Below are 19,562 nucleotides of genomic sequence, written 5' to 3' on the forward strand. Positions count from 1 at the left end.
GGCTTCAGTCCGGCTTGATGTTGGCTTCGCGAATCAGCTTGCCGTAGCGGGCCGCATCGGTCTTGAGCAGCTTGTCGAACTGCGAGGTCGGCCCCGGCAGCGGCCCGCCGCCCGCTGCTGCGAGCTGGTCGCGCACCTCGGGCGATTCGAGCGCCTTCTGCACCGCGTCGTGCAGCTTGGCCAGCACAGGCTGCGGCAGCTTGGCGGGCGCCACAAAGCCATACCAGACGCTGGCCTCGAAGCCAGGGTACCCGGACTCGGCCACGGTGGGGACGCCCGGCAGCACCGCGGCGCGTTCGGTGCTCATGACCGCCAGCACTTTCAGCTTGCCCGACTTTGCGAGCGGAAGCACTTCGAGCGCATTGACCGCCACCACGTCCACATGGCCGCCGAGCACATCGGTAATGGCCTGCGCACCGCCCTTGTAGGGCACGTGGCGCAGCGAGAGACCGGCCGTGTGCTGGAACAGTTCCATTGCCAGGTGCGGCGTGGAGCCGTTGCCCGGGGTTGCAACGGTAACGCTGCCCGGCTTGGCCCTGGCGGCGGCCACCAGTTCGGGCAAGGTCTTGATGGCCGAGCCCTCTCGCACCGTGAACACCACGGGCACGCGGCCGACCGAGGCAACGGGTGTCAGGTCGCGCTCCAGGTCGTAGGGCGCGGGCTCGAAGAGCGAAGGGTTTACCGCCAAGGCGTTGGCCGCCAGCAGCAGGGTGTAGCCGTCGGGCGGACTGGCGATGAGCGCCTTTACGGCAATGTTGGTTCCTGCGCCCGGCTTGTTCTCGACGATGACCGGCTGCCCGAGGATGGCCGACATCCGCTGGCCGACCGAACGCGCAATGGCGTCGACCGCGCCGCCGGCGCTGTAGCCGACCAGAATCTTCAGGGGCTTGGTGGGAAAGGCATCGGCGGCTGCCACATTGGCCGAGACACCGAGTGCGAGCAGGCCGGCCAGCGCCAGAACGTGGCGGCGAATTGAGTTTGTCTTCATTGCTTGGTAGGTTGAACGGATTTTTCTTCCCAGGCCTGAGGTGCCGCGTTCTTGCCGGCAACCGAATACAGCGCACCGGGCGCGTTGCGTGTCTGCTGGAATTTCTCCAGCGATTGCCCCCGCATGGCAGCGTAGATGTGCAGGTTCGAAACGCCGACCACCGCCCCGAGCTTCTCGAGCATGAAGAAGATCACGCCGTAGCGAATGAGCCCACGCCAGTCGCGCCGGCGCACCAGGTCGCTTTCCTCCGCAGTCAGCCCGGCCGCTTCGAAGGCGGCCTCTTCGTCGGCAAGAAAACGCGTGCGGTGCTCCTCGCGCGTCATGCCGTGCAGGAACTTGTTGAGGCGGTAGGCGCGCACGCTGGTCTCCAGCGTGAACGGATAAGAGCCTTCGAGCACCTCGATACCCGCAAGCTGCTCGTCCATGCGGCGGCGGTGCCGTTGCACTTCACCGGCCACGGGCGGGCTCGCCAGGTTCTCGTAGATGGCAGTGGCAATGCCGGTCATCGAGGGCAGGTAGTAGCTCTGGTGCGTCTTGCGCACGTTGGACGACAGCGCGCCACGCATCACGAGCCACATGATTACCTCGGCGCCTTCCATGCCGCCGAGCGTGGCCAGCTCGGCCTGCGTCATTTCGGTGAGGCGTACCGGGTCGTTTTCGATCAGCTCGAGAAACTGCGCGTCCCACGCGGTGTTGTTGAAGCCCGCACGCTCGCCGTGCACCTGGTGCGAGAGGCCGCCTGTGGCCACGATGGCCACGGCCAGGTCTTCCGGATAGCTCTCGATGGCGCGGCGCAGTGCGTACCCGAGCCTGTAGCAGCGCCGCGCCGAGGGCACGGGCGACTGCAGCACGCCCACTTGCAGCGGCACCACCGGTATGGGCCAGGCGGGCTCATGCGGGCACAGCAGCGACATTGGCGAAAACACGCCGTGGTCCAGCGCGCGGTCCTGAAAGAAGGACATGTCGAACTCGTCGGCCACCAGCGAGCGGCCGATGTGCCGGGCAAGGGCAGGGTGCCCCGCCAGCGCGGGAAGATCGCGCGCGCCGCCGCCTTCGTCCGCCACTTCGTGCCGCTCGCCCACTCCGAGCGAGAACGCCGAGTAGTGGTCGAAGAAGAACGAACTGACGTGGTCGTTGTAGATGAAGAAGATCACGTCGGGCTTGCGCTCCGTCAGCCAGCGCTGCACAGGCCTGAAGGCCTCGAAGATGGGCGCCCACACAGGGTCTTGCTGCTTCTTCTTGTCGAAAGCGAAGCCGATGGTGGGCGTGTGCGAGCACGCGACGGCGCCGATGATGCGAGCCATGGTGATTTCTTTCTCTGCGGCCCTGCGTCAGTCGAGCGAGACCTTGGCGTTCTTGATCACCGCCGCATAGCGTGTCGATTCGCTCTGCACGAACTGCTGAAACTGATCGTGCGCGACCGGGAATGGCTCGTAGCCGAAGGCCTCGTACTTGGCCTTGAAGTCCGCATCGGCCAGCGCTTTCTCGACGTCGCGCCGGATCTTGCCGGCAACGGCGCGCGGCAGGCCCGCGGGCGCCGCGATCGTGGTCCAACCCGTGACTTCGAAGCCGGCCGGGCCGCCCGATTCGCCGACGGTCGGCACGTTGGGAAACGCCGGATGGCGCTGCGGCGCCGCCACGGCCAAGTAGCGCAGCTTGCCGGCCTGCAGCAGTGCCCGCGTGCTGCCCAGCGTGCCCAGCGCAAAGGACAGCTCTTGCGTTGCCACGCCGGTGTAGAGCTGCGTGGTTTCCTTGTAAATGACGTGCGCCATCGAGGTCTTGGTGGTCGACTCGAAAAGCGCCGAGCCCAGGTGCACCGGGTTTCCGATCGACCAGGAGCCGTAGTTCAGCTTGCCGGGGTTGGCCTTTGCATCGGCCACGATCTCGCCGACCGTCTTGTACTTGCTGTCGGTGGCCACCGCGACGAAGAAGTTGGTGCGAAAAAGCGGATCGATCTGTTCGAAATCCTTCACCGGGTCGTAGGGCAGCTTCTTGAACAGATGCGGGTAGGCGACCAGGTGCACGTTGTCGAGCTGAATCAGGTCATGCCCGTCGGGCGCGCCGCGCTTGAAGGCATCGATGGCGATGAAGCCGTTGCCGCCCGGCCGGTTCTCCACGGTTACCGGCTTGCCCCATGCGCGGCTGAGTTTGTCCGCCAAGAGCCGCACCACGCCCTCAGGGCCGCTGCCCACCGGAAACGGCGTGATGATGCGCACGGGCCGCGTGGGGTAGTCCTGCGCGCTGGCGGGAGCCGCTGCCAGCGAAAAGGCGGCGGCAACCAGTGCCGCGGTGGCAAGGATGCCGGGATTGTTTTTCATGATGTCTCCAGCCTTCCGGTTCCGGCTCAGTCGATGTAGCGAAGGCCGGCCTTGGCGAGCGGCTCGCGCATGGCGTACATGTCCAGGCCGAGCTCGCCGGCTGCAAAGCGTTCGCGCTTGGCGGTTTCGTTGGCCTCGCGGGCCTCGGCCGCATCGGCCACCTGCTGCGCACGTGCGGCAGGCACCACCACCACGCCATCGATGTCTGCCACCACCACGTCGCCGGGGTGCACCAGCGCGCCGGCGCATACCACCGGCACGTTCACCGAGCCGATCGTCGCCTTGATGGTGCCCTTGGCATGAATGGCGCGGCTGAACACCGGAAAGCCCATCGCGTTGAGGTCGCGCACGTCGCGCACGCCGCCGTCGATCACCAGGCCCTTGCAGCCGCGTGCCTTGAAGGACGTGGCGAGCAGGTCGCCGAAGAAGCCGTCGGTGCTGTCGCTGGTGCAGGCCGCAACCACCACGTCGCCCGGCCGGATCTGCTCGGCCGCCACGTGCAGCATCCAGTTGTCGCCGGGCTGCAGCAGCACGGTGACGGCCGGGCCGCAAAAGCGTGCTTCAGGATGAATGGGGCGGATGCGCGGCTGCATCAGCCCGAGCCGGCCGAGCGCCTCGTGCACCGTGGAAACGCCGAAGCGCGAAAGCTTTTCGACGGCGGCGGCGTCTGCGCGCACCACGTTGCGGTAGACAACACCAAGCTGTTGGAGAGTGTTGGATGAAGACATGAGATCAGAGCCCCTTGGCGGTAAGTGCGCGGTCCAGGCGCGGGTATACGCGGCGTGCGTTGGCCTCGAACACCTTGTGCCGGGCCTCGGCGTCGAGCATGGGTGTGGAGTCGATGTAGCGCCGCGTATCGTCGAAGAAGAAGCCCGTCTCGGGATCGATGCCGCGCACAGCGCCGATCATTTCGCTCGCAAACAAGATGTTGTCGACCGGAATCACGCGCGTCAGCAGGTCGATGCCAGGCTGGTGGTACACGCAGGTGTCGAAGAAGATGTTGTTCAGCAGATGGTCCTCGAGTAGCGGCTTTTTCATTTCTTGCGCCAGTCCGCGAAAACGGCCCCAGTGATAGGGCACCGCGCCGCCGCCGTGCGGAATGACGAAGCGCAGCGTCGGAAAGTCGGTGAAGAGGTCGGACGTAAGGCACTGCATGAAGGCGGTGGTGTCCGCGTTCAGGTAATGGGCGCCGGTGGTGTGAAAGCAGGCGTTGCAGCTGGTGCTCACGTGCACCATGGCCGGAATGTCGTGCTCGACCATCTTCTCGTAGAGCGGATACCAGTGGCGGTCCGACAGGGGCGGTGAAGTCCAGTGCCCACCCGATGGATCGGGGTTGAGGTTGATGCCGACGAATCCGTAGTCGCGCACACAGCGCTCCAGTTCTGGAATGCAGCTGCGCGGGTCGACACCGGGTGATTGCGGCAGCATGGCCGCGCCGATGAAATGGTCCGGGAACAGCTGGCTCACGCGAAAGCACAGCTCGTTGCAGATGGCGGCCCAGGTCGAAGACGTTTCGAAGTCGCCGATGTGGTGCGCCATGAAGCTGGCGCGTGGGCTGAAGATGGTGACGTCGCTGCCGCGTTCCTTCATGAGGCGCAGCTGATTGCTCTCGATCGATTCGCGCAGCTCGTCATCGCTGATCTTCAGGTCGGATGCGCGGGGCTTCAGTGCAGGGTCTTTCAAGCCTGCGATCTGCTGGTTGCGCCAGTTCTCCAGCGCCTTGGGTGCCGTGGTGTAGTGGCCGTGGCAATCGATGATCATTGGCAATTCCGTGGGTTGCTTGGGCTGTAAAGATGGCAGTGCGACAGTGTGTTCTGCGCAGCGGATGCGTGGGATGAGTTCGGTTTGGTCTACCATCAGACTTTTTTATCGATCAGGGTTTACCCGGGAAGGTTGCGGGAACATCCTCAAGGCGGAACATGCGCAGAGCCGATCCCCAGAATCAGCGAGAGAAAGTTATCGAAAGGGTGCATGCCGGCGCGCTTGGCATCAACCTGAGGCATCTGCGCGCGTTCTCGGCCGTGGCCGCCGCCGGAAGCATTGCAAAAGCCGCCGACGAGCAGCTGCACCGCGTGGCTTCGGGCGTGACGCGTTCCATCTCGGAACTTGAAGGTGCGTTGGGAAGGCCGCTTTTCGACCGCGGCTCCCGCGGTATGACGCTCAATTCATATGGCGGCCTGGTACTGGCGCGCGCGCACCGCATCGAGCGCGAGTTCGAAGAGGCGCGCGCCCAGCTCGTCGCGCGGGGCGGCATCGGTACATCTGCCGATGTGCATTCGCTCTTCGCATCCATCCTCAACGGCCGGCGGCTTGCGGTGATTGCCAGCCTGGTCGAGAAGCGCAACATGCCCGCGGTGGCACGTGAATTCGGCATCACGCAACCGGCCATCAGCCGTGCGCTGAAAGACCTGGAGGCGGGGCTCGGCGTGCCGCTGCTGGAGCGCAAGTCGCGCGGACTGGTGCCAACGGCGGCGGGCGAAATTGCGGCGTTCCACTTCAAGCGGGTGCTGGCGGAACTGCGCCACATCGGCCCCGACATCGCGGCCAGCGAAGGCACGCTGCAGGGCAGCGTGACTGTTGGCGCTCTGCCGCTCGGCCGCACGCAGATATTGCCGGTTGCAATCGCCTCGCTTGTGGCGCGCCATCCGCGCCTGCACGTTGCCACGGTCGAGAGCCCTTACGACGCATTGGCGGCATCGCTTCGAAGCGGTGAGGTCGACTTCATTCTCGGTGCGCTTCGCAGCGGCGCCACAGCCAAAGATCTGCAGCAAGAGGCGCTCTTCGTCGATCGCATCTCCGTGATTGCCCGCGCCGGCCATCCGCTGGCGCGCATTGCGCGAGTCGACATCGATGCATTGCGGCAGGCGACCTGGGCACTTTCGCGGCACGGCACGCCGGGGCGCGAACTGTTCGAGCGGTTTTTTCATGCCGCGCGAGAGGCGCCGCCCATACCTGCCGTGGAAACGGGTGACCTTGCCGTACTGCGCGGCCTGCTGCTCGAGAGCGACATGCTGACCGCCATCTCGGCCCATCAACTGCACTACGAAATTCGCGACGGCAGCCTGGTCGTGCTGGATTTTCCGCTTGAGGAGACGCGGCGCGACATCGGGCTCAGCCAGCGGCTGGGCGCGTTCCCGTCACCTGGGGCGCGGGCCCTGATGCAAGAGATACGCGCAGTGATCGAGCGCTCTGCCGACTTTCATCCTCAGGAGTGGCCGTCCACCCGCATCTGAAAGAGGAAGTAGGGCGGTATGCACGCACCCCGGCCTTCGGGCTGTCCCTCCGCCTGCGCGCAGATGAAGTCGTCGCGGCAGGGCTGCTGCGCCGAGCAGCTGCGCAGGTTGCCGGGCCGCGTGTGCTTGCTCAGGCACTCGCCGAATGGCCGATTCGCGGCCAGGCACTGATTGAAGTCGCTGAGGATGGCGATGCCGCCGCAGGTGCCGTTCTTGTCAAACGGGTCGCACGGACCGGAGCACATGCCGCCCGGAAAACCGACCGAGGTTTTTTCGCAGACGGAAAGCGCACCTTCGCAGGCGATGCGCGGCAGTTTCTCTGCGCGGTCCAGCCATGGGTTGGCAGACTGCGTGATTCGGGTGGGCTCGCAGCTTGCGCCGACGGTGGCTTTTTGGACCACGCCATTCGCGTCGTGCGGCTCGGCCAGCGGCCGGAACGGGTCGGGCTGGGGTGTCGAAAGCGCGGCATGCACATAGCGGCCCCGCCGCGACAGTTCGTCTTGCAGATGCGGCGAATGCGGCAGCGCGAGCGCATTGCCCGCGGTAAACGTGCGTGATGAGCCGCGCCGGTCTATGCCCAGCAAATGAAAGCCCGCAACCGCGCGGCTCTGGTGGCAGCCCGCGCAGCTGAGGTCGTCAAGCCGGCGCAGCACCGCCTGCGGCGATTGGAGCGTGCGGCTGCCGGGCACGGCCTGCCAGTCGCCGGCTGAAAAGACCTGGGCAAACGAGCGGTTTGCCAGCCGCTCCAGACCGCGCGGTGCGACCGAGATCGCTTCGGTTGCCAGAAACTTCTCGGGCAGTTGCAGCGTGGCCTCGTCCAGTGCGCGCATGTTTCCAGGCTGCTGAAGCCATTGGCGCAGCTCGTTGCGCAACGGAGCGTTGGCCTTGAGCCGCACGACGTCGGGCGTGTTCTCCAGAGGCGCCGCGTCGAAGCGCTGTGCGCCTGCGTTCCAGCGAAAGGCGCGCAGCATGTATTCCGCGTGGCCACCCAGGTCGGGCCGCACCGCGGAGGGCCAGCGCACGCTCTGCAGGTTGGTGGTGACCTGCGCGATGCGCGCCGGAGCCAGGCGCTCTGGCGCAAGCGGACCGTCCGGCGACACCATCCAGCGGCCGAGCGCTTCGTCGGTCATCGAAGGCTCTGGCGGCTGCCAGCGCCGGGCCGTGGCAGCACAACTGCCGTTTGCATCAGGCGCATCGCCGCGCAGTTCGACATTGACGGTCATCGGCAGGCGGGACTGCATCGAGGGCGTGCGGTAGGCAAGGCGATACACCAGCCGTGTTTCGCCGCAGGCGCCGTTCTGGAATGGCCGGCGGTCCATGCGGTTGGCAACGCCCACGAGCTCGAAAAATGCATCGGGGCTTGCGAGCCAGCGTGCGTCGAACAGCCGGTGCGGATAGCGGGAGATGCCGACACCGGCCTGCCTGTCGCTGCGCTGGATGCGGGCAAGGCTTTCGCTCAGCGGACGGGCGATGGATTGCCAGGCCGGCGAGCGCATCAGCAACTGATTGGTGGCGATACCGTCGGGTGATGAGGACGCCTCTGCGAACCAGCGGCCAAAGCCTGCTCCCGATTTTTCGGCCAGTTGCAAGGCGGCCGGAGAAGTGACGAGAAGCAGCGGCCGCTCGGCCGCACGCGCCGCGCCGGCGGGGGCCAAGGCGAGGGACGCTAGGAACGCCAAAGCCGCGAGGCCAGCGGGCAGGCTCGGTGTAAGGAGGGGCACGCGACCGATTGTGCCGCGCCGTTTCATGAGGCCTGCGAGCGGCGCTCGTCGCGCCGCGCCCGCGAGCCGCCAAGAGTCATGTTGTTGGCTTTCGTTTTAATTTCGCACAGACCTCGGGTAAATCAGCTCTGGGTGATCGCATCGACGCTGCGGCGCAAACCGACAGCGTTTGTCGTTTCCTAACCGCCTTTTGCGGACTTAGTTTGCGTTTTTTTGGCGGTCATCGAAGCATGCGTAATCTTGCGGACATATGGTGCGCAATTTAGGGGGACTCAAACTATCGGTTTCTTTAGATTCTGCGGTCATGTCGGAATTCGTTAACGCATGCGAACAGTCCTTTAGTTCGCGATGCACTCCGACCCAACTGCTTCCTGTGCGGGAAGCGATTGACCGCGAGAACCATTTTGCAAATTGCCGTACTAGATCCGACACTTCGATCCCGAGAGCTGGCGCGCCGTGCCATCTGCAGGTTGGGCCATGTGCCAGTGACCTTTGCCAGCTTGGATGAATTGCAGGAGCATGGCTCCGAAGTTGAGAGCTTTGGTGTTTTCCTGCTCGCCTGCCCCAGGGACCCCGCTCTATTTCAGCCGCTCATCGCCCAGGTGCGCGAAATCCTGGGCCATCAGGTGCCCTTGATTCTCAGCGCGTGCAAGAGCCAGTTCCGCGTCATGTCGGTTCTTCATGCAGATGCGCTTTCCACCGTGGTGCATGCGCCGTCTTCGTTCAAAGACACCTACCGTCTGCTCGAAACCGATTTGCTGCGCCGCGGAGTGCCCATTGCGGAGCGGGTGCTCGAATGGCAGGGCTATCGCTTCGTTCTGGACGAGGACAAGGCAGAACTTGCCGGCGCTGTCATCAAGCTGCGTCCCCGCGAGTTCGATCTGGCGGTGGCCTTCTTTCGCAACGTCAACCGGCTCTTAACGCGCGAATGGCTCTTTGTGAATGTCTGGGGAAGAAAAGAAGAAGAGAGCGGCCCCGTTTCCCGGTCACTGGATGTCAGCGTATCGGGCCTGCGCCGCAAGCTGGGCCTGCATTTCAAGCTGCAGGCGATCTGGGGCCAAGGCTATCAGCTGAGTGACATGCCCGAACGACCCGACGATCAGAGCCAACGCTTCTTGAGCCGGATGGCCAGCGTGGAGACCGGCATGGGCAAGGCTATTGGTTGAGGCAGGCTGCCATGTTGCTCCAACAAAAAACGAGCCAAGCGGCTCAAAATGCAATGAAAGAAGCCGCAGATATGTTGAAAGCTGAAGAAAGATTCAGCCGTCCGATGGATCTGCCGATTCTTATTGGAAGCGAGTGCACCTATGTTCCGGTGATTGCTGCCTTCAGGCGCATGCCGAGCGACAGCATCGACAACTGGCTCATTTCCAACGGCCAACCCCGTAGCGACCGCGACTTGGCTGCCGAGGTCCTGCTTGAAGTCCGGGGCTTGCCCAGCGTCTGCGGCCATCGGCGAGGGCGGCACTACAGCGTGATCGAAGTGCTTGAGTTCGAGCGTGCCGCGGCACTGGTGATTTCGACCTTCCTGGCGGAATCGCGGTAGCGCGGCGCCGCACTGCGGCAGCCATCTTCCTCCTGGCGGAATGACGTGACACATTGTCACGCTCCTGGGACATCGCCCGCACTCATCGCGCGTGAACCCGCGGCGCCGCCCTGTGGGCGCATGGACGGAACGGCCCTTGCTATGACAAGCAAGTCCATGACTTCGTCCCGCCGCCCGAATCCGCCCATGACCTCCGCCGACTTCGCCGTTGCTCCGCGGCAAGACCTGAGCCTTCGCACAGTGAGCGTGAGTGCTCCCGGGCGCCTGCACCTGGGCTTTCTCGACCCCTCCGGCTCGCTGGGGCGTTCGTTCGGCAGCCTGGGGGTGGTCATCGACGGGTTCACCACCGAAGTCGAACTGACAGCCGCAGGCTGTGACCGCCTGGCAGCCGACACGCCGGCTGCGGAGGCGGAGCTCGACCGGGCTGCAGCCCATCTCCAACGGCTGAAGCAGCGCAGCGGCCGCCATGCGCCGCTTTCGCTGAGGTTGCGCCGCGTGCTGCCGGCACACGCGGGCTTTGGCTCGGGCACGCAGCTGGCATCGGCCATCGGGCGGGCCTTTGCCGAGTGGCATGGTCTCGAGCTGGGCACCGCCACACTGGCGCACTGGCTCGGCCGCGGGCTGCGATCGGGCATTGGAATCGCGGGCTTCGATACCGGCGGCCTGCTGCTCGACGGCGGCCCCGGTCCCGACGGCCTGCCTGCGCCACTCTTGTCGCGCATTGCGTTTCCGCCTGCGTGGCGCATCGTCGTCGTGCAAGATCCCGCGCACCGCGGCCTTTCGGGCGGAGAGGAAAAAAAAGCCATCGCAGCCTTGCCGCCGTTGCCGCAGGCAGCGGCTGCCGAAATCTGCCATCAGGTTCTGATGCGCGTTCTGCCCGCCGCCGCCGGCGCGGAGTTCGCGCCGTTTGCCGCCGGCATCAACCGCATGCAGCAGTTGCTCGGCGAGCACTTCGCGCCGGCGCAGGGCGGTGTCTTCACCAGCCCAGCGGTCGCGCGGCTGATGCAATGGTTCGCGGACGCGAGCCGCTCAGGCGGAGCCGCCATCGGCCAGAGCTCCTGGGGGCCGACCGGCTTTGCCATCGTGCCCACGGAGGCACAGGCGCAGCTGCTTGTGGACGCCGCGCGCGCATCCGAACGCGCCGCACCGCAGCTGGAACTGCACATCGTCTCGGGCCGCAACAGCGGCGCGGCGGTGCACGACCGCATCGCGCAGCCGCGCACCCGTTGAATTCACCGCTGTCGTCCCAAGCCGACGCCACTTCTTCCACACCACACAGGCTCTCATGGAACGTCCCCGTATTCTTCACATGTTCACCCCCGGCCCCCAGATGAGTCCCTTCGACATCAACATGGCGGCGGACGCGGGCTATCAGATCATCGTGCCTTACTGCGATGTGGCCCTCGACCGAATCACGGGGCTGACGCAAGACACCATCTTCTCGCGCGGGCCCAAGGGCGTTGCGCGCACGGGCATCTTCATTGGCGGGCGCGACGCGCAGCTGGCGGCCGACATGCTCGAGCGTGCAAGAACCTCGATGGTCAAGCCCTTCGTCGTCTCCCTCATGGCCGACCCGAGCGGCGCCTACACCACCGCCGCGGCCATGGTGGCCTGCGTGGAGGCCGCCTTGAAGCGCCACCATGCCCAGGGCCTCGAGGGCCAGCGCGTGGTGATCCTCGGTGGTACCGGCCCCGTGGGCCGCGTAGCGGGCGTCATCGCGGCGCAGGCCGGTGCCGAGGTGTACCTGTCCAGCCGCAACGGCATCGACGCGGCGCAAGACGCGGCGGACGAAACCGGCCATCGCTTTGGTGTCAAGCTGCACGGCCTTTCGGGCGGCGACCCCGATGCCGTGCGTCGCTCCATTGCCGATGCCGACGTGCTGCTGGCCTGCGCCGCCGCGGGCGTGCAGGTGGTCTCGAGCGAAGCGCTTGGTGCCGCAACGCGGCTCAAGGTTGCCGCCGACGTGAATGCCGTGCCGCCCGAAGGCATTGCCGGCGTCGGCGTGATGGACGACGCCAAGCCGCTTGCGGGCACGCGAGCGGTGGGCATCGGCGCGCTGGCCGTGGGCAACGTCAAGTACCAGACGCAGCACCGCATGCTGGTGCAGATGTGCGAGGCCGAGAAGGCGCAGGTGCTGAGCTTTGCCGAAGCCTTTGCGGTGGCGCGCGCATTCCTGGTCGAGCAGGCCGCGACGAAGGCGTCTTGACAAGCAGGCCCGCTCGCGAAATGCAGACCATTGCCGTTGCAGCCATCTCCGCGCGCGCCATGGCCGAGGCGGCGGCGAATGACGGCTTCAAGGTCGTTGCGCTCGATCTCTTCGGGGACGCCGACACGCGCCGCGCCGCATCGCGCTGGTTGCCGATCGGCACGCCCGGCAGTTTGCAGATCGATGCGGCAAGCACGCTGGCCGCATTGCGCCGGCTGGCCGAAGAAGGCGAGGGCGGCGACGCGGTAATGGGTTGGATCGCAGGCAGCGGCTTCGAGGGCGAGCCCGGCTTGCTCGAGCAGGGTGCGGCTGTGCTGCCCTTGATCGGCACCACGCCACATGCCGTGCGCCGCGTGCGCGACCCGGCAAGCTTCTTCGGATTTCTTCGCACACGCGTGATGCCGTACCCGCAGGTGCTGCTCGAACCTCCCGAGGACCCCACCGGATGGTTGATGAAAGACGCGCACGGCTGCGGCGGATGGCATGTTCGCCACGCGCCGTGGTCGGTGGAAGAGCCGCTGTCGTCGCACCACTACTTCCAGCGCGAGGTGCCGGGCCGGCCGATGTCCGCCACCTTCATTGCCAACGGAGGTGATGTTCACGTGCTCGGCTTCAATGAAATGACGGTGCGGCGTTTCGGCGCGCGGCCTTTCGTGTTCTGCGGCGCGGTCGGGCCTGTGCCCGTGCCGGAGAACATGGCGATGCGCGTGACCGAAATCGCACGCGCGTTGGCCGCGGAGTTCGAACTGCGGGGCCTGTGCAGCATCGATTTCATGCGCGACGACGACGCCATCGGCGTGCTCGAAGTCAATCCGAGGCCTCCTGCGAGCATGAGCCTTTACCGTCGGCCGGCAGGCGCACCGGGCCTCATGCATGCGCACCTGCGGGCTTGCCTGCATGGCGAGTTGCCTGCAGTGCCTGCGCATGCGCATGCGCAAGACGTTGAAGGCATCGAGATCCTCTTCGCACGGCGATCCATCCAACTCGACACTGCCGTGGCCCGGCAACTCGCGGAATGGCCGGGCATCCGCGACATTCCATGCGCCGGCCAGCGCTTCGATATCGACGACCCCGTCTGCACCCTCACCGCGAGCGGCACCAGCGCAAACGAGGTGCGCGCACGCCTCGGAGAAAGCCGCGAGCGGCTGTTGCAATCACTGGAGACATCGGCATGAGCAACCCACCACCGCCGCCCTTCGCCGCGAGCCTGAGCGTCAACCGGATGGCGCGGCCTCTTGTCGAACGCTTGCTGCACGATGCCGATGCGCTCGGACTGAAAGTGCGGCGCGACGAGAGCGGCGTGCACATCGTTGACGCGGGCATCGAGGCGCCGGGCACTGTGGAGGCCGGCCTGCGCGTCGGCGAAATCTGCATGGGTGGGCTCGGCCATGTGCACTTGCGCAGCGGCAGCGACACCGAGGGTTGGCCCACATGGCTCGACGTGCGCAGCTCGCAGCCCGTGCTGGCATGCCTCGGCAGCCAGTACGCCGGCTGGAGCCTTTCGGCAACCAAGGAAGAAACCGGTGGCAAGAAGTTTTTTTCGCTCGGTTCCGGCCCGGCGCGCGCGCTGGCGGTCAAGGAGAAACTCTTTGCCGAACTGGACTATCGCGATCGCGCAGAGTGCGGCGTTCTGGTGCTGGAAGTCGATCGCGCCCCGCCGAAGATCGTGATCGACAAGCTGCTGCGCGATTGCAACCTGGCGGCCGACGCGCTCACGCTGATCCTCACGCCCACCACCAGTCTTGCGGGCACCACGCAGGTCGTGGCGCGGGTGCTCGAGGTGGCGCTGCACAAGTCGCACGAGCTTGGTTTTGCGCTCGCCAATATCGTCGATGGCGCAGGCAGCGCGCCGCTGCCTTCGCCCAGTGCCGATGGGGTCGAGGCGATGGGGCGCACCAATGATTCCATTCTTTACGGTGGCCGCGTGCACCTCACGGTTCGGGGCGACGACCAGGCCGCACGCGAACTGGCCCGGGCGTTGCCCTCCCGCAATTCGCGCGACCACGGCCGCTCGTTCGCCCACATCTTCAAGGAGGTCGAGTACGACTTCTACAAGATCGACGGCGCGCTGTTTGCGCCCGCCGAAGTGTGGGTGAGCAACATCGACAGCGGCAACACATGGCACGGCGGCGCGCCCGAGATGGCACTGCTGCAGCGCCTGTGGCTGCAGCAGGCATGAGGGCCATTCGATGAACATGCGTATCGCCATCATGACGGACGAAATCGGCTGGCACACCCGCCAGCTGCAAGCCGCGTTGCGCACACGCGGCGCGGTGGGCCGCTGCGTCGACTTGGCCGACTGCAGCATCGACACCACCGCGGCGTGGCACGGCCTCGTCATTCCCGGCTATGGCCGGGAGCTGCCCGACGCAGTGCTGGTGCGCGGCATTGCCGGCGGAAGCTTCGAGCAGGTGACCAAGCGGCTCGGCGTGCTGCATGCGCTGCGCGAGCTTGGCGTGCCCGTCTACAACGATGCACGCGCCATCGAGCGTTCGGTCGACAAGTCGATGACCAGCCTGCTGCTCCATGCCGCGCGCATTCCCGCACCCGCCACATGGGCCACCGAGTCGGCGGCGCAGGCCAGGCGCATTGCCATGCGCGAAACGGCGGTGGGGCATGCGCTGGTGATCAAGCCCTTGTTCGGCTCGCAGGGCAAGGACCTGCGGCTCGTGGGCGAGGTAGACGGCGTGCATCACCCCATGCCCGACACCGACGCCCGCTATGCGGGCCTCGCCTATCTGCAGCGCTTTGTGCCGCCGATGGGGTCGCCCGGTTTCGACTGGCGCGTGCTCGTGGTCGGAGGGCGTGCCATTACTGCGATGCGGCGCGTCAGTACGCACTGGGTCCACAACGTGGCGCAGGGCGCACGCTGCGAGCCCGCCCAACTCGAACCGGCACTCGCGCAAATGGCCGAGGGCGCGGCGCATGCACTCGACATGGACTACGCCGGCGTAGACCTCATCGCCGCCGCCAGCGGTCCGAAGATCCAGGTGCTGGAAGTCAACGGCGTGGCCGCCTGGCAGGGGCTGCAGCGCGTCACGGGCTTCAACATCGCCCGTGCCATCGTCGACGACCTGCTCGACCGCAAGATGGCGCAGAGCCGCAGGCGCGTGCAAGAAAGCCTGGCTCCGGAGCGCCGTGCCTGATGAATGCCCGGCAGGCGGCCATCGAACGGGCGCGTGCCTGCTTCCTGCGCGCCTGCTGGCTCGATGTTGCAGTGCGCAAACCGGGCAACGTCAGCCGCGACTCACCTGGCCACCGCATGCAGGCTTCGATGTTCATCGAGAGCGCCAAGGCCGCGGCAGTCCCGCTCTTCGAGCCGGGGCTGCGCGTGGGAGCACGCATCGAAGCCGCTGTGGAAGCCACCTGGGCAGTAGCGGGTTGCAACACCAACCTCGGCATATTGCTGCTGTGCGCGCCTATAGCCGCGGCCGTGGAGCAGAACCCCACCGCCGCAACGCCTGCGGCATTGCGAGCGGCCGTGGAGTCCGTGCTGGCCACGCTCGACATCGACGACGCCCGCGCGGCCTACCGCGCCATCGCACGCGCGCACCCGGGCGGCCTTGGAAGCGCGCCCCAGGAAGACGTGCACGACGCCCCGACGGTCGACCTGCGCGCGGCGATGGCGCTTGCGGCTGACCGCGACCTCATCGCGCGGCAGTACCGCGACGGCTTCGCAGACCTGTTTGCATTGGCGTTCCAGGTGCCGGTGCACCAAGCGGGCCTGGTCAACGCGCCGGCCGGCGCCGAAGCATCTCCCGATGAGGCCACTGTGGCTTCTGTCCAACGGCTTTACCTGTCCTGCATGGGCGCCTTTCCCGATTCACACATTGTTCGAAAACACGGCGGGCGCGTGGCACAGTCTGTCATGACGGCGGCGCAGGCCTGGCGCGCGCGCGCAGGCGACGGCGCGGTGCTCGATGCGGACGCCGAATTCGCGGCGTGGGACGTTTCGCTCAAGGCTGCGGGCATCAACCCGGGAACCAGCGCCGATTTCACCGTGGCCGCGCTGCTGCTGTCGGGCTGGATCCGCTCTTGCCCGGCGCCCGCCCGCGACCCTGCGGCCGGATGGCACGGATCGTGATAACCATGGCATTGCGCTGGTCGTTCTGACCGGTGTCGTAATGACCCTAACCACCTTGGACCTCTAAGAGGAGACCCGAAACCATGGCAAAAATAGATCGACTGATGGTGGGCGAATCGCTCGTCGGCGACGGCAACGAAGTAGCCCATATCGACCTGATCATCGGACCGCGCGGAAGCGCCGCCGAGACCGCCTTCGCCAACGCGTTGACGAACAACAAGGACGGCTTCACTTCGCTGCTCGCAGTGGTGGCGCCCAACCTGCTGACCAAGCCCGCGACCGTGATGTTCAACAAAGTGACTATCAAGGGCGCCAAACAGGCGGTGCAGATGTTCGGGCCGGCACAGCGCGCCGTGGCCCTGGCGGTGGCAGACAGCGTCGAGGACGGCACCATTCCCATGGCCGAGGCGGACAACCTGTTCATCTGCGTCGGCGTGTTCATCCACTGGCTTGCCGACGACGACAAGAAGATCCAGGACTACAACTATCAGGCTACGCGCGAAGCCATTCAACGTGCGGTGGCCGGCTCGCCTACTGCGGCTGAAGTGGTCGACAAGAAGGGCACCACGGCACACCCGTTCGCCGCGCATCTTTGATGCAAACCTGAAAGGAAGAAGCCGACCGTGAATCCGGGCCGGCTTCTTTTTTCTTGCTCAGTGTTTCGCAGGCACCATGCCGCTCGCCAGAAATTTCAGCACGGTTGCGCTGTGGGCAGGCTTCGAGGCACGGTGCGTTGCCGCATGACGCTCGATCTGGACACCTACTGCCTGCACATCGTCGAACTTGCGCGGCTTCACGACCTTGACGCGCACCCAGCTGGCATTGAACTCGTCGATCAGGATGTCGGCGATGGCCTCGGCAAAGGCCTCGAGCAGCTGCAGCCGGTGTTCCGCCATGAGGCGCAGCAGCCGCTCGCGCACCACGCCGTAGTCGATGGTGTCGCCGATGCGGTCGGTGTCGCAGGCGCGCGAGCGGGGCAGGCCGGCATGCACGTCGATCACCAGCGGCTGCGCGTGATGCAGCTCCGATTCGTGGATGCCGATGACCGTGTTGCCTTGAAAGCCCTCGATGAAGATCAGGTCCATGGGCGTTGCACTCCCGGAGGCGGGCCCCTCACCGGCGCCAGCGGACGCGCTGGAAGCATGAGGAACATTCGAAGCAAAGTGGCCGATGGAAGGGCTCTGGCTGGTGTTCAAGCGGTGTCTCCAGTGGATTCGAATGTGTTTGAAAGTGTGTCTGCAGGCGAGGCAATGCCCCCATGCAGGATTCATCAACGCAAAATGCAGGCCAGAGAGAGCGGATCCACTGCGGCGCTTTTCACTGCTCGGTGTTTCACCGGGTGTGCAGCGTGTCGGCAAGTACAACAATGGACCGGCCAAGGAGACACGATGGAACGCGCTGGAGACATCCAATGACATTGACGCTGCGACAAGGCGACAGACATGCCGACCGAGTGCTCGACGTGGTGAGGCGGGGCTTTCACGAAGAGGGCAACGACCTGGTCACCCGCTCCTGGAGCCGCTGTCTCAACCAGTACCAGCTCGATCCAGGCCGCCCGCGCGAACCGGTGGTCATTGCGTCCTCGGCCTTGCAGAGCCGGCGCAACCAGCATGCCGACGTCATCGAATGCGCACGCTACGAGATGACCACGCTCTACCAGCAGTTGGCAGATGCGGAGTCTGCGGTGGTGCTGACGGATACCGACGGTGTCATCGTGCACATGGTGTCGTCGCCGGAGTTTGCCGCCGAAGCCGAGCCCATGGGCCTGCGTGCAGGCGGCATGTGGGGTGAGGCCGAGGCGGGCACCAACGGCATGGGCACCTGCCTTGCGGCCGCTCACCCTATCTCTGTGCGGCGCGAAGAACATTTCTTCAGCCACTTCACGCAGCTCACGTGTTCGGCGGTGCCGGTGTTCGATCCGTCCGGCGAGATCATCGCGGTGCTCGACGTGACCAGCCGCTCCAGCCTCATGCAACAGCACGTGCTCGTGCTGCTTGGCATGACCGCCCGCATGATCGAGAACCGGCTCATCGACAAGCGCTTCTCGAATGCGCACCCGCTGCACTTCCACAGCCGGCCGGAGTTCGTCTACACGCTGCATGAAGGCAAGCTCGCCGTCGGTGACGACGGGCGCATTCTTGCGGCCAATCGCAGCGCGTTGTTCCAGCTTGGCGTGCAAACGATGGACGAGATCCGCACGCAACGCATCGACGACCTGTTCCAGACTTCGCTCGAAGACATCGTGCAGCGCAGTCTTTCTTCTTCGTTCCACCCGGTGGTGGCGTACCGGGCCAACGCGGCGCTGCGCTTCTTTGCGGTGGCGCGTCGGCCTGCATCCGATGCGGCAACGCCGGCGCGTGCGCGTGCCGTCGGTGCGATCGCGGCGCCCATGGCCGCGGAGGCGGGTGCCGAGGCCTTTCGTGCGCCGCTGCGGCCCGCGGCAGCGCGTGCGCCCGGCATCCGCACTTTCAAGGATGCGCGGCTCGTGGCCCACCTGGATACCGCCCGCCGCGTGGTCGCGCGCCGAACCCCCGTGCTGCTGTGCGGCGAAACAGGTTCGGGCAAAGAGGTGTTCGCGCGCGCCATCCACGAGACCAGTCCGCATGCAGAAGGTGCCTTCGTCGCTGTCAACTGCGCGAGCCTGCCGGAGACGCTGATCGAATCGGAACTCTTCGGCTACAAGGCCGGCGCCTTCACCGGCGCGCAGCGCAGCGGCCGGCGCGGCAAGATCCTGCAGGCCGACGGCGGCACGCTGTTTCTGGACGAAATTGCAGACATGCCGCTGGAGCTGCAAGCCCGCCTGCTGCGCGTGCTCGATGAGCGGCAGGTCACGCCGCTGGGCACCGAAGAAACGCACCCGGTCGACTTCCAGCTTGTGAGCGCAAGCCACCAGCACCTGCCAAGCCTGGTGCGAGAAGGCCGCTTCCGGGAAGACCTTTACTACCGCCTCGCCGGCATCGAGCTCGATTTGCCCGCGCTGCGCGACCGCACCGACAAGCGCGATCTGATTCATGACGTGCTGAAGGATGAAGGCGGCAGCGACTGCAGGCTTGGTGAAGATGCCGAGCGCATGCTCATGGCCTATCCGTGGCCGGGCAACCTGCGCCAACTGCGCCACGTGCTGCGCAGCGCGGCCGCGCTGGCAGACGGCAAGACCATCACACGCGAGCACCTGCCTTCGTTGGCCGCAAGACCGGCACCTTCACCTGCCTCGGCCTACGCGTTGCCTGCCGCCACTGCCGAAGCGGCCGACGCCCAGGGCGAAGCCGCGGCCGCCGATGCGCCACCGGCCGTCAAACTCAATCCGATCCAGGCCAACGAGCGGCAGGTGCTGTTGCAGATGCTCGAGCAGCACCGCTGGAACGTGAGCAACGTCGCCAAGGCGCTCGATGTCAGCCGCAACACCTTGTACCGAAAACTCCACAAGCTTCACATCGAGATATCTCCACCCGATTGAGCCGTCAGG

Annotated in this window: 19 protein-coding genes; 11 read left to right on the forward strand and 8 right to left on the reverse strand. The window is 65.9% G+C overall.

Annotated features, from left to right (window positions below; genetic code table 11):
• Positions 1-4: 4 nt before the first annotated feature.
• From GOQ09_RS10680 to GOQ09_RS26315, 6 genes are all read right to left on the reverse strand, one after another.
• On the reverse strand, positions 5-988 hold the full coding sequence (locus tag GOQ09_RS10680) for a Bug family tripartite tricarboxylate transporter substrate binding protein (protein ID WP_157613405.1): 984 nt from the start codon (positions 986-988) through the stop codon (positions 5-7).
• Positions 985-2,292, reverse strand: a complete 1,308-nt coding sequence (locus GOQ09_RS10685; protein WP_157613406.1) for a gallate dioxygenase — start codon at positions 2,290-2,292, stop codon at positions 985-987. The genes GOQ09_RS10680 and GOQ09_RS10685 overlap by 4 nt, the downstream gene beginning before the upstream one ends.
• A gap of 27 nt (positions 2,293-2,319) precedes the next feature.
• The gene (locus GOQ09_RS10690; RefSeq protein ID WP_157613407.1) at positions 2,320-3,306 is read right to left on the reverse strand and encodes a Bug family tripartite tricarboxylate transporter substrate binding protein; all 987 of its coding nucleotides are present in this window, start codon (positions 3,304-3,306) and stop codon (positions 2,320-2,322) included.
• Between the two features lie 26 nt (positions 3,307-3,332).
• Positions 3,333-4,034, reverse strand: coding sequence for a 4-carboxy-4-hydroxy-2-oxoadipate aldolase/oxaloacetate decarboxylase (gene ligK, locus GOQ09_RS10695; protein ID WP_157613408.1), 702 nt, complete (start codon positions 4,032-4,034; stop codon positions 3,333-3,335).
• Positions 4,035-4,038: 4 nt separating this feature from the next.
• Positions 4,039-5,067, reverse strand: a complete 1,029-nt coding sequence (locus tag GOQ09_RS10700) for an amidohydrolase family protein (RefSeq protein WP_157613409.1) — start codon at positions 5,065-5,067, stop codon at positions 4,039-4,041.
• 146 nt (positions 5,068-5,213) lie between these two features.
• Positions 5,214-5,375: a hypothetical protein gene (locus GOQ09_RS26315; protein WP_242631161.1), complete on the reverse strand. Its 162-nt coding sequence runs from the start codon at positions 5,373-5,375 to the stop codon at positions 5,214-5,216.
• On the opposite strand from GOQ09_RS26315, the gene GOQ09_RS10705 reads away from it, so the two are divergent.
• Positions 5,328-6,539 carry a LysR family transcriptional regulator gene (locus GOQ09_RS10705; protein ID WP_242631116.1) on the forward strand — a complete coding sequence of 404 codons (1,212 nt, stop codon included), beginning with the start codon at positions 5,328-5,330 and terminating at the stop codon, positions 6,537-6,539. The genes GOQ09_RS26315 and GOQ09_RS10705 overlap by 48 nt on opposite strands.
• On the opposite strand, the gene GOQ09_RS10710 is transcribed toward GOQ09_RS10705, so the two are convergent.
• Positions 6,512-8,194, reverse strand: a complete 1,683-nt coding sequence (locus GOQ09_RS10710) for a hypothetical protein (protein ID WP_242631068.1) — start codon at positions 8,192-8,194, stop codon at positions 6,512-6,514. The two genes, GOQ09_RS10705 and GOQ09_RS10710, sit on opposite strands and share 28 nt — an antisense overlap.
• Before the next feature lie 551 nt (positions 8,195-8,745).
• Between GOQ09_RS10710 and GOQ09_RS10715 the strand changes: the two genes are divergently transcribed.
• The 9 genes from GOQ09_RS10715 (at position 8,746) to fae (ending at position 16,692) form a co-directional block, all read left to right on the forward strand.
• Entirely contained in the window at positions 8,746-9,426 is a 681-nt protein-coding gene (locus GOQ09_RS10715; protein ID WP_207309946.1) for a winged helix-turn-helix domain-containing protein, read from the forward strand.
• Between the two features lie 11 nt (positions 9,427-9,437).
• Positions 9,438-9,806: a hypothetical protein gene (locus GOQ09_RS10720; protein WP_242631069.1), complete on the forward strand. Its 369-nt coding sequence runs from the start codon at positions 9,438-9,440 to the stop codon at positions 9,804-9,806.
• A 186-nt stretch (positions 9,807-9,992) separates the two neighbouring features.
• On the forward strand, positions 9,993-11,036 hold the full coding sequence (locus tag GOQ09_RS10725; RefSeq protein WP_157616656.1) for a beta-ribofuranosylaminobenzene 5'-phosphate synthase family protein: 1,044 nt from the start codon (positions 9,993-9,995) through the stop codon (positions 11,034-11,036).
• A 55-nt stretch (positions 11,037-11,091) separates the two neighbouring features.
• Positions 11,092-12,012: an NAD(P)-dependent methylenetetrahydromethanopterin dehydrogenase gene (locus tag GOQ09_RS10730; RefSeq protein WP_157613412.1), complete on the forward strand. Its 921-nt coding sequence runs from the start codon at positions 11,092-11,094 to the stop codon at positions 12,010-12,012.
• A gap of 20 nt (positions 12,013-12,032) precedes the next feature.
• Positions 12,033-13,187: an ATP-grasp domain-containing protein gene (locus GOQ09_RS10735; protein ID WP_157613413.1), complete on the forward strand. Its 1,155-nt coding sequence runs from the start codon at positions 12,033-12,035 to the stop codon at positions 13,185-13,187.
• Positions 13,184-14,191 carry a methenyltetrahydromethanopterin cyclohydrolase gene (gene mch, locus GOQ09_RS10740; RefSeq protein ID WP_157613414.1) on the forward strand — a complete coding sequence of 336 codons (1,008 nt, stop codon included), beginning with the start codon at positions 13,184-13,186 and terminating at the stop codon, positions 14,189-14,191. The genes GOQ09_RS10735 and mch overlap by 4 nt, the downstream gene beginning before the upstream one ends.
• Positions 14,192-14,207: 16 nt before the next feature.
• Positions 14,208-15,158: an ATP-grasp domain-containing protein gene (locus tag GOQ09_RS10745; RefSeq protein ID WP_157616657.1), complete on the forward strand. Its 951-nt coding sequence runs from the start codon at positions 14,208-14,210 to the stop codon at positions 15,156-15,158.
• Entirely contained in the window at positions 15,158-16,096 is a 939-nt protein-coding gene (locus tag GOQ09_RS10750; protein WP_157613415.1) for a triphosphoribosyl-dephospho-CoA synthase, read from the forward strand. The genes GOQ09_RS10745 and GOQ09_RS10750 overlap by 1 nt, the downstream gene beginning before the upstream one ends.
• A gap of 83 nt (positions 16,097-16,179) precedes the next feature.
• A complete protein-coding gene (gene fae / locus GOQ09_RS10755; protein ID WP_012748178.1) occupies positions 16,180-16,692 on the forward strand; it encodes a formaldehyde-activating enzyme in 513 nt (170 codons plus the stop codon).
• Positions 16,693-16,749: 57 nt separating this feature from the next.
• Here the strand turns inward: fae and GOQ09_RS10760 are convergent, their stop codons facing one another.
• Positions 16,750-17,181 (reverse strand): dihydroneopterin aldolase, encoded by a 432-nt coding sequence (locus GOQ09_RS10760; protein WP_157613416.1) that lies wholly within the window; start codon positions 17,179-17,181, stop codon positions 16,750-16,752.
• 326 nt (positions 17,182-17,507) lie between these two features.
• Between GOQ09_RS10760 and GOQ09_RS10765 the strand changes: the two genes are divergently transcribed.
• Entirely contained in the window at positions 17,508-19,553 is a 2,046-nt protein-coding gene (locus GOQ09_RS10765; protein WP_157613417.1) for a sigma-54-dependent Fis family transcriptional regulator, read from the forward strand.
• The last annotated feature ends 9 nt before the right edge of the window (positions 19,554-19,562 follow it).

It is taken from the genome of Variovorax paradoxus (genome assembly GCF_009755665.1).
GTDB lineage: Bacteria > Pseudomonadota > Gammaproteobacteria > Burkholderiales > Burkholderiaceae_C > Variovorax > Variovorax paradoxus_G.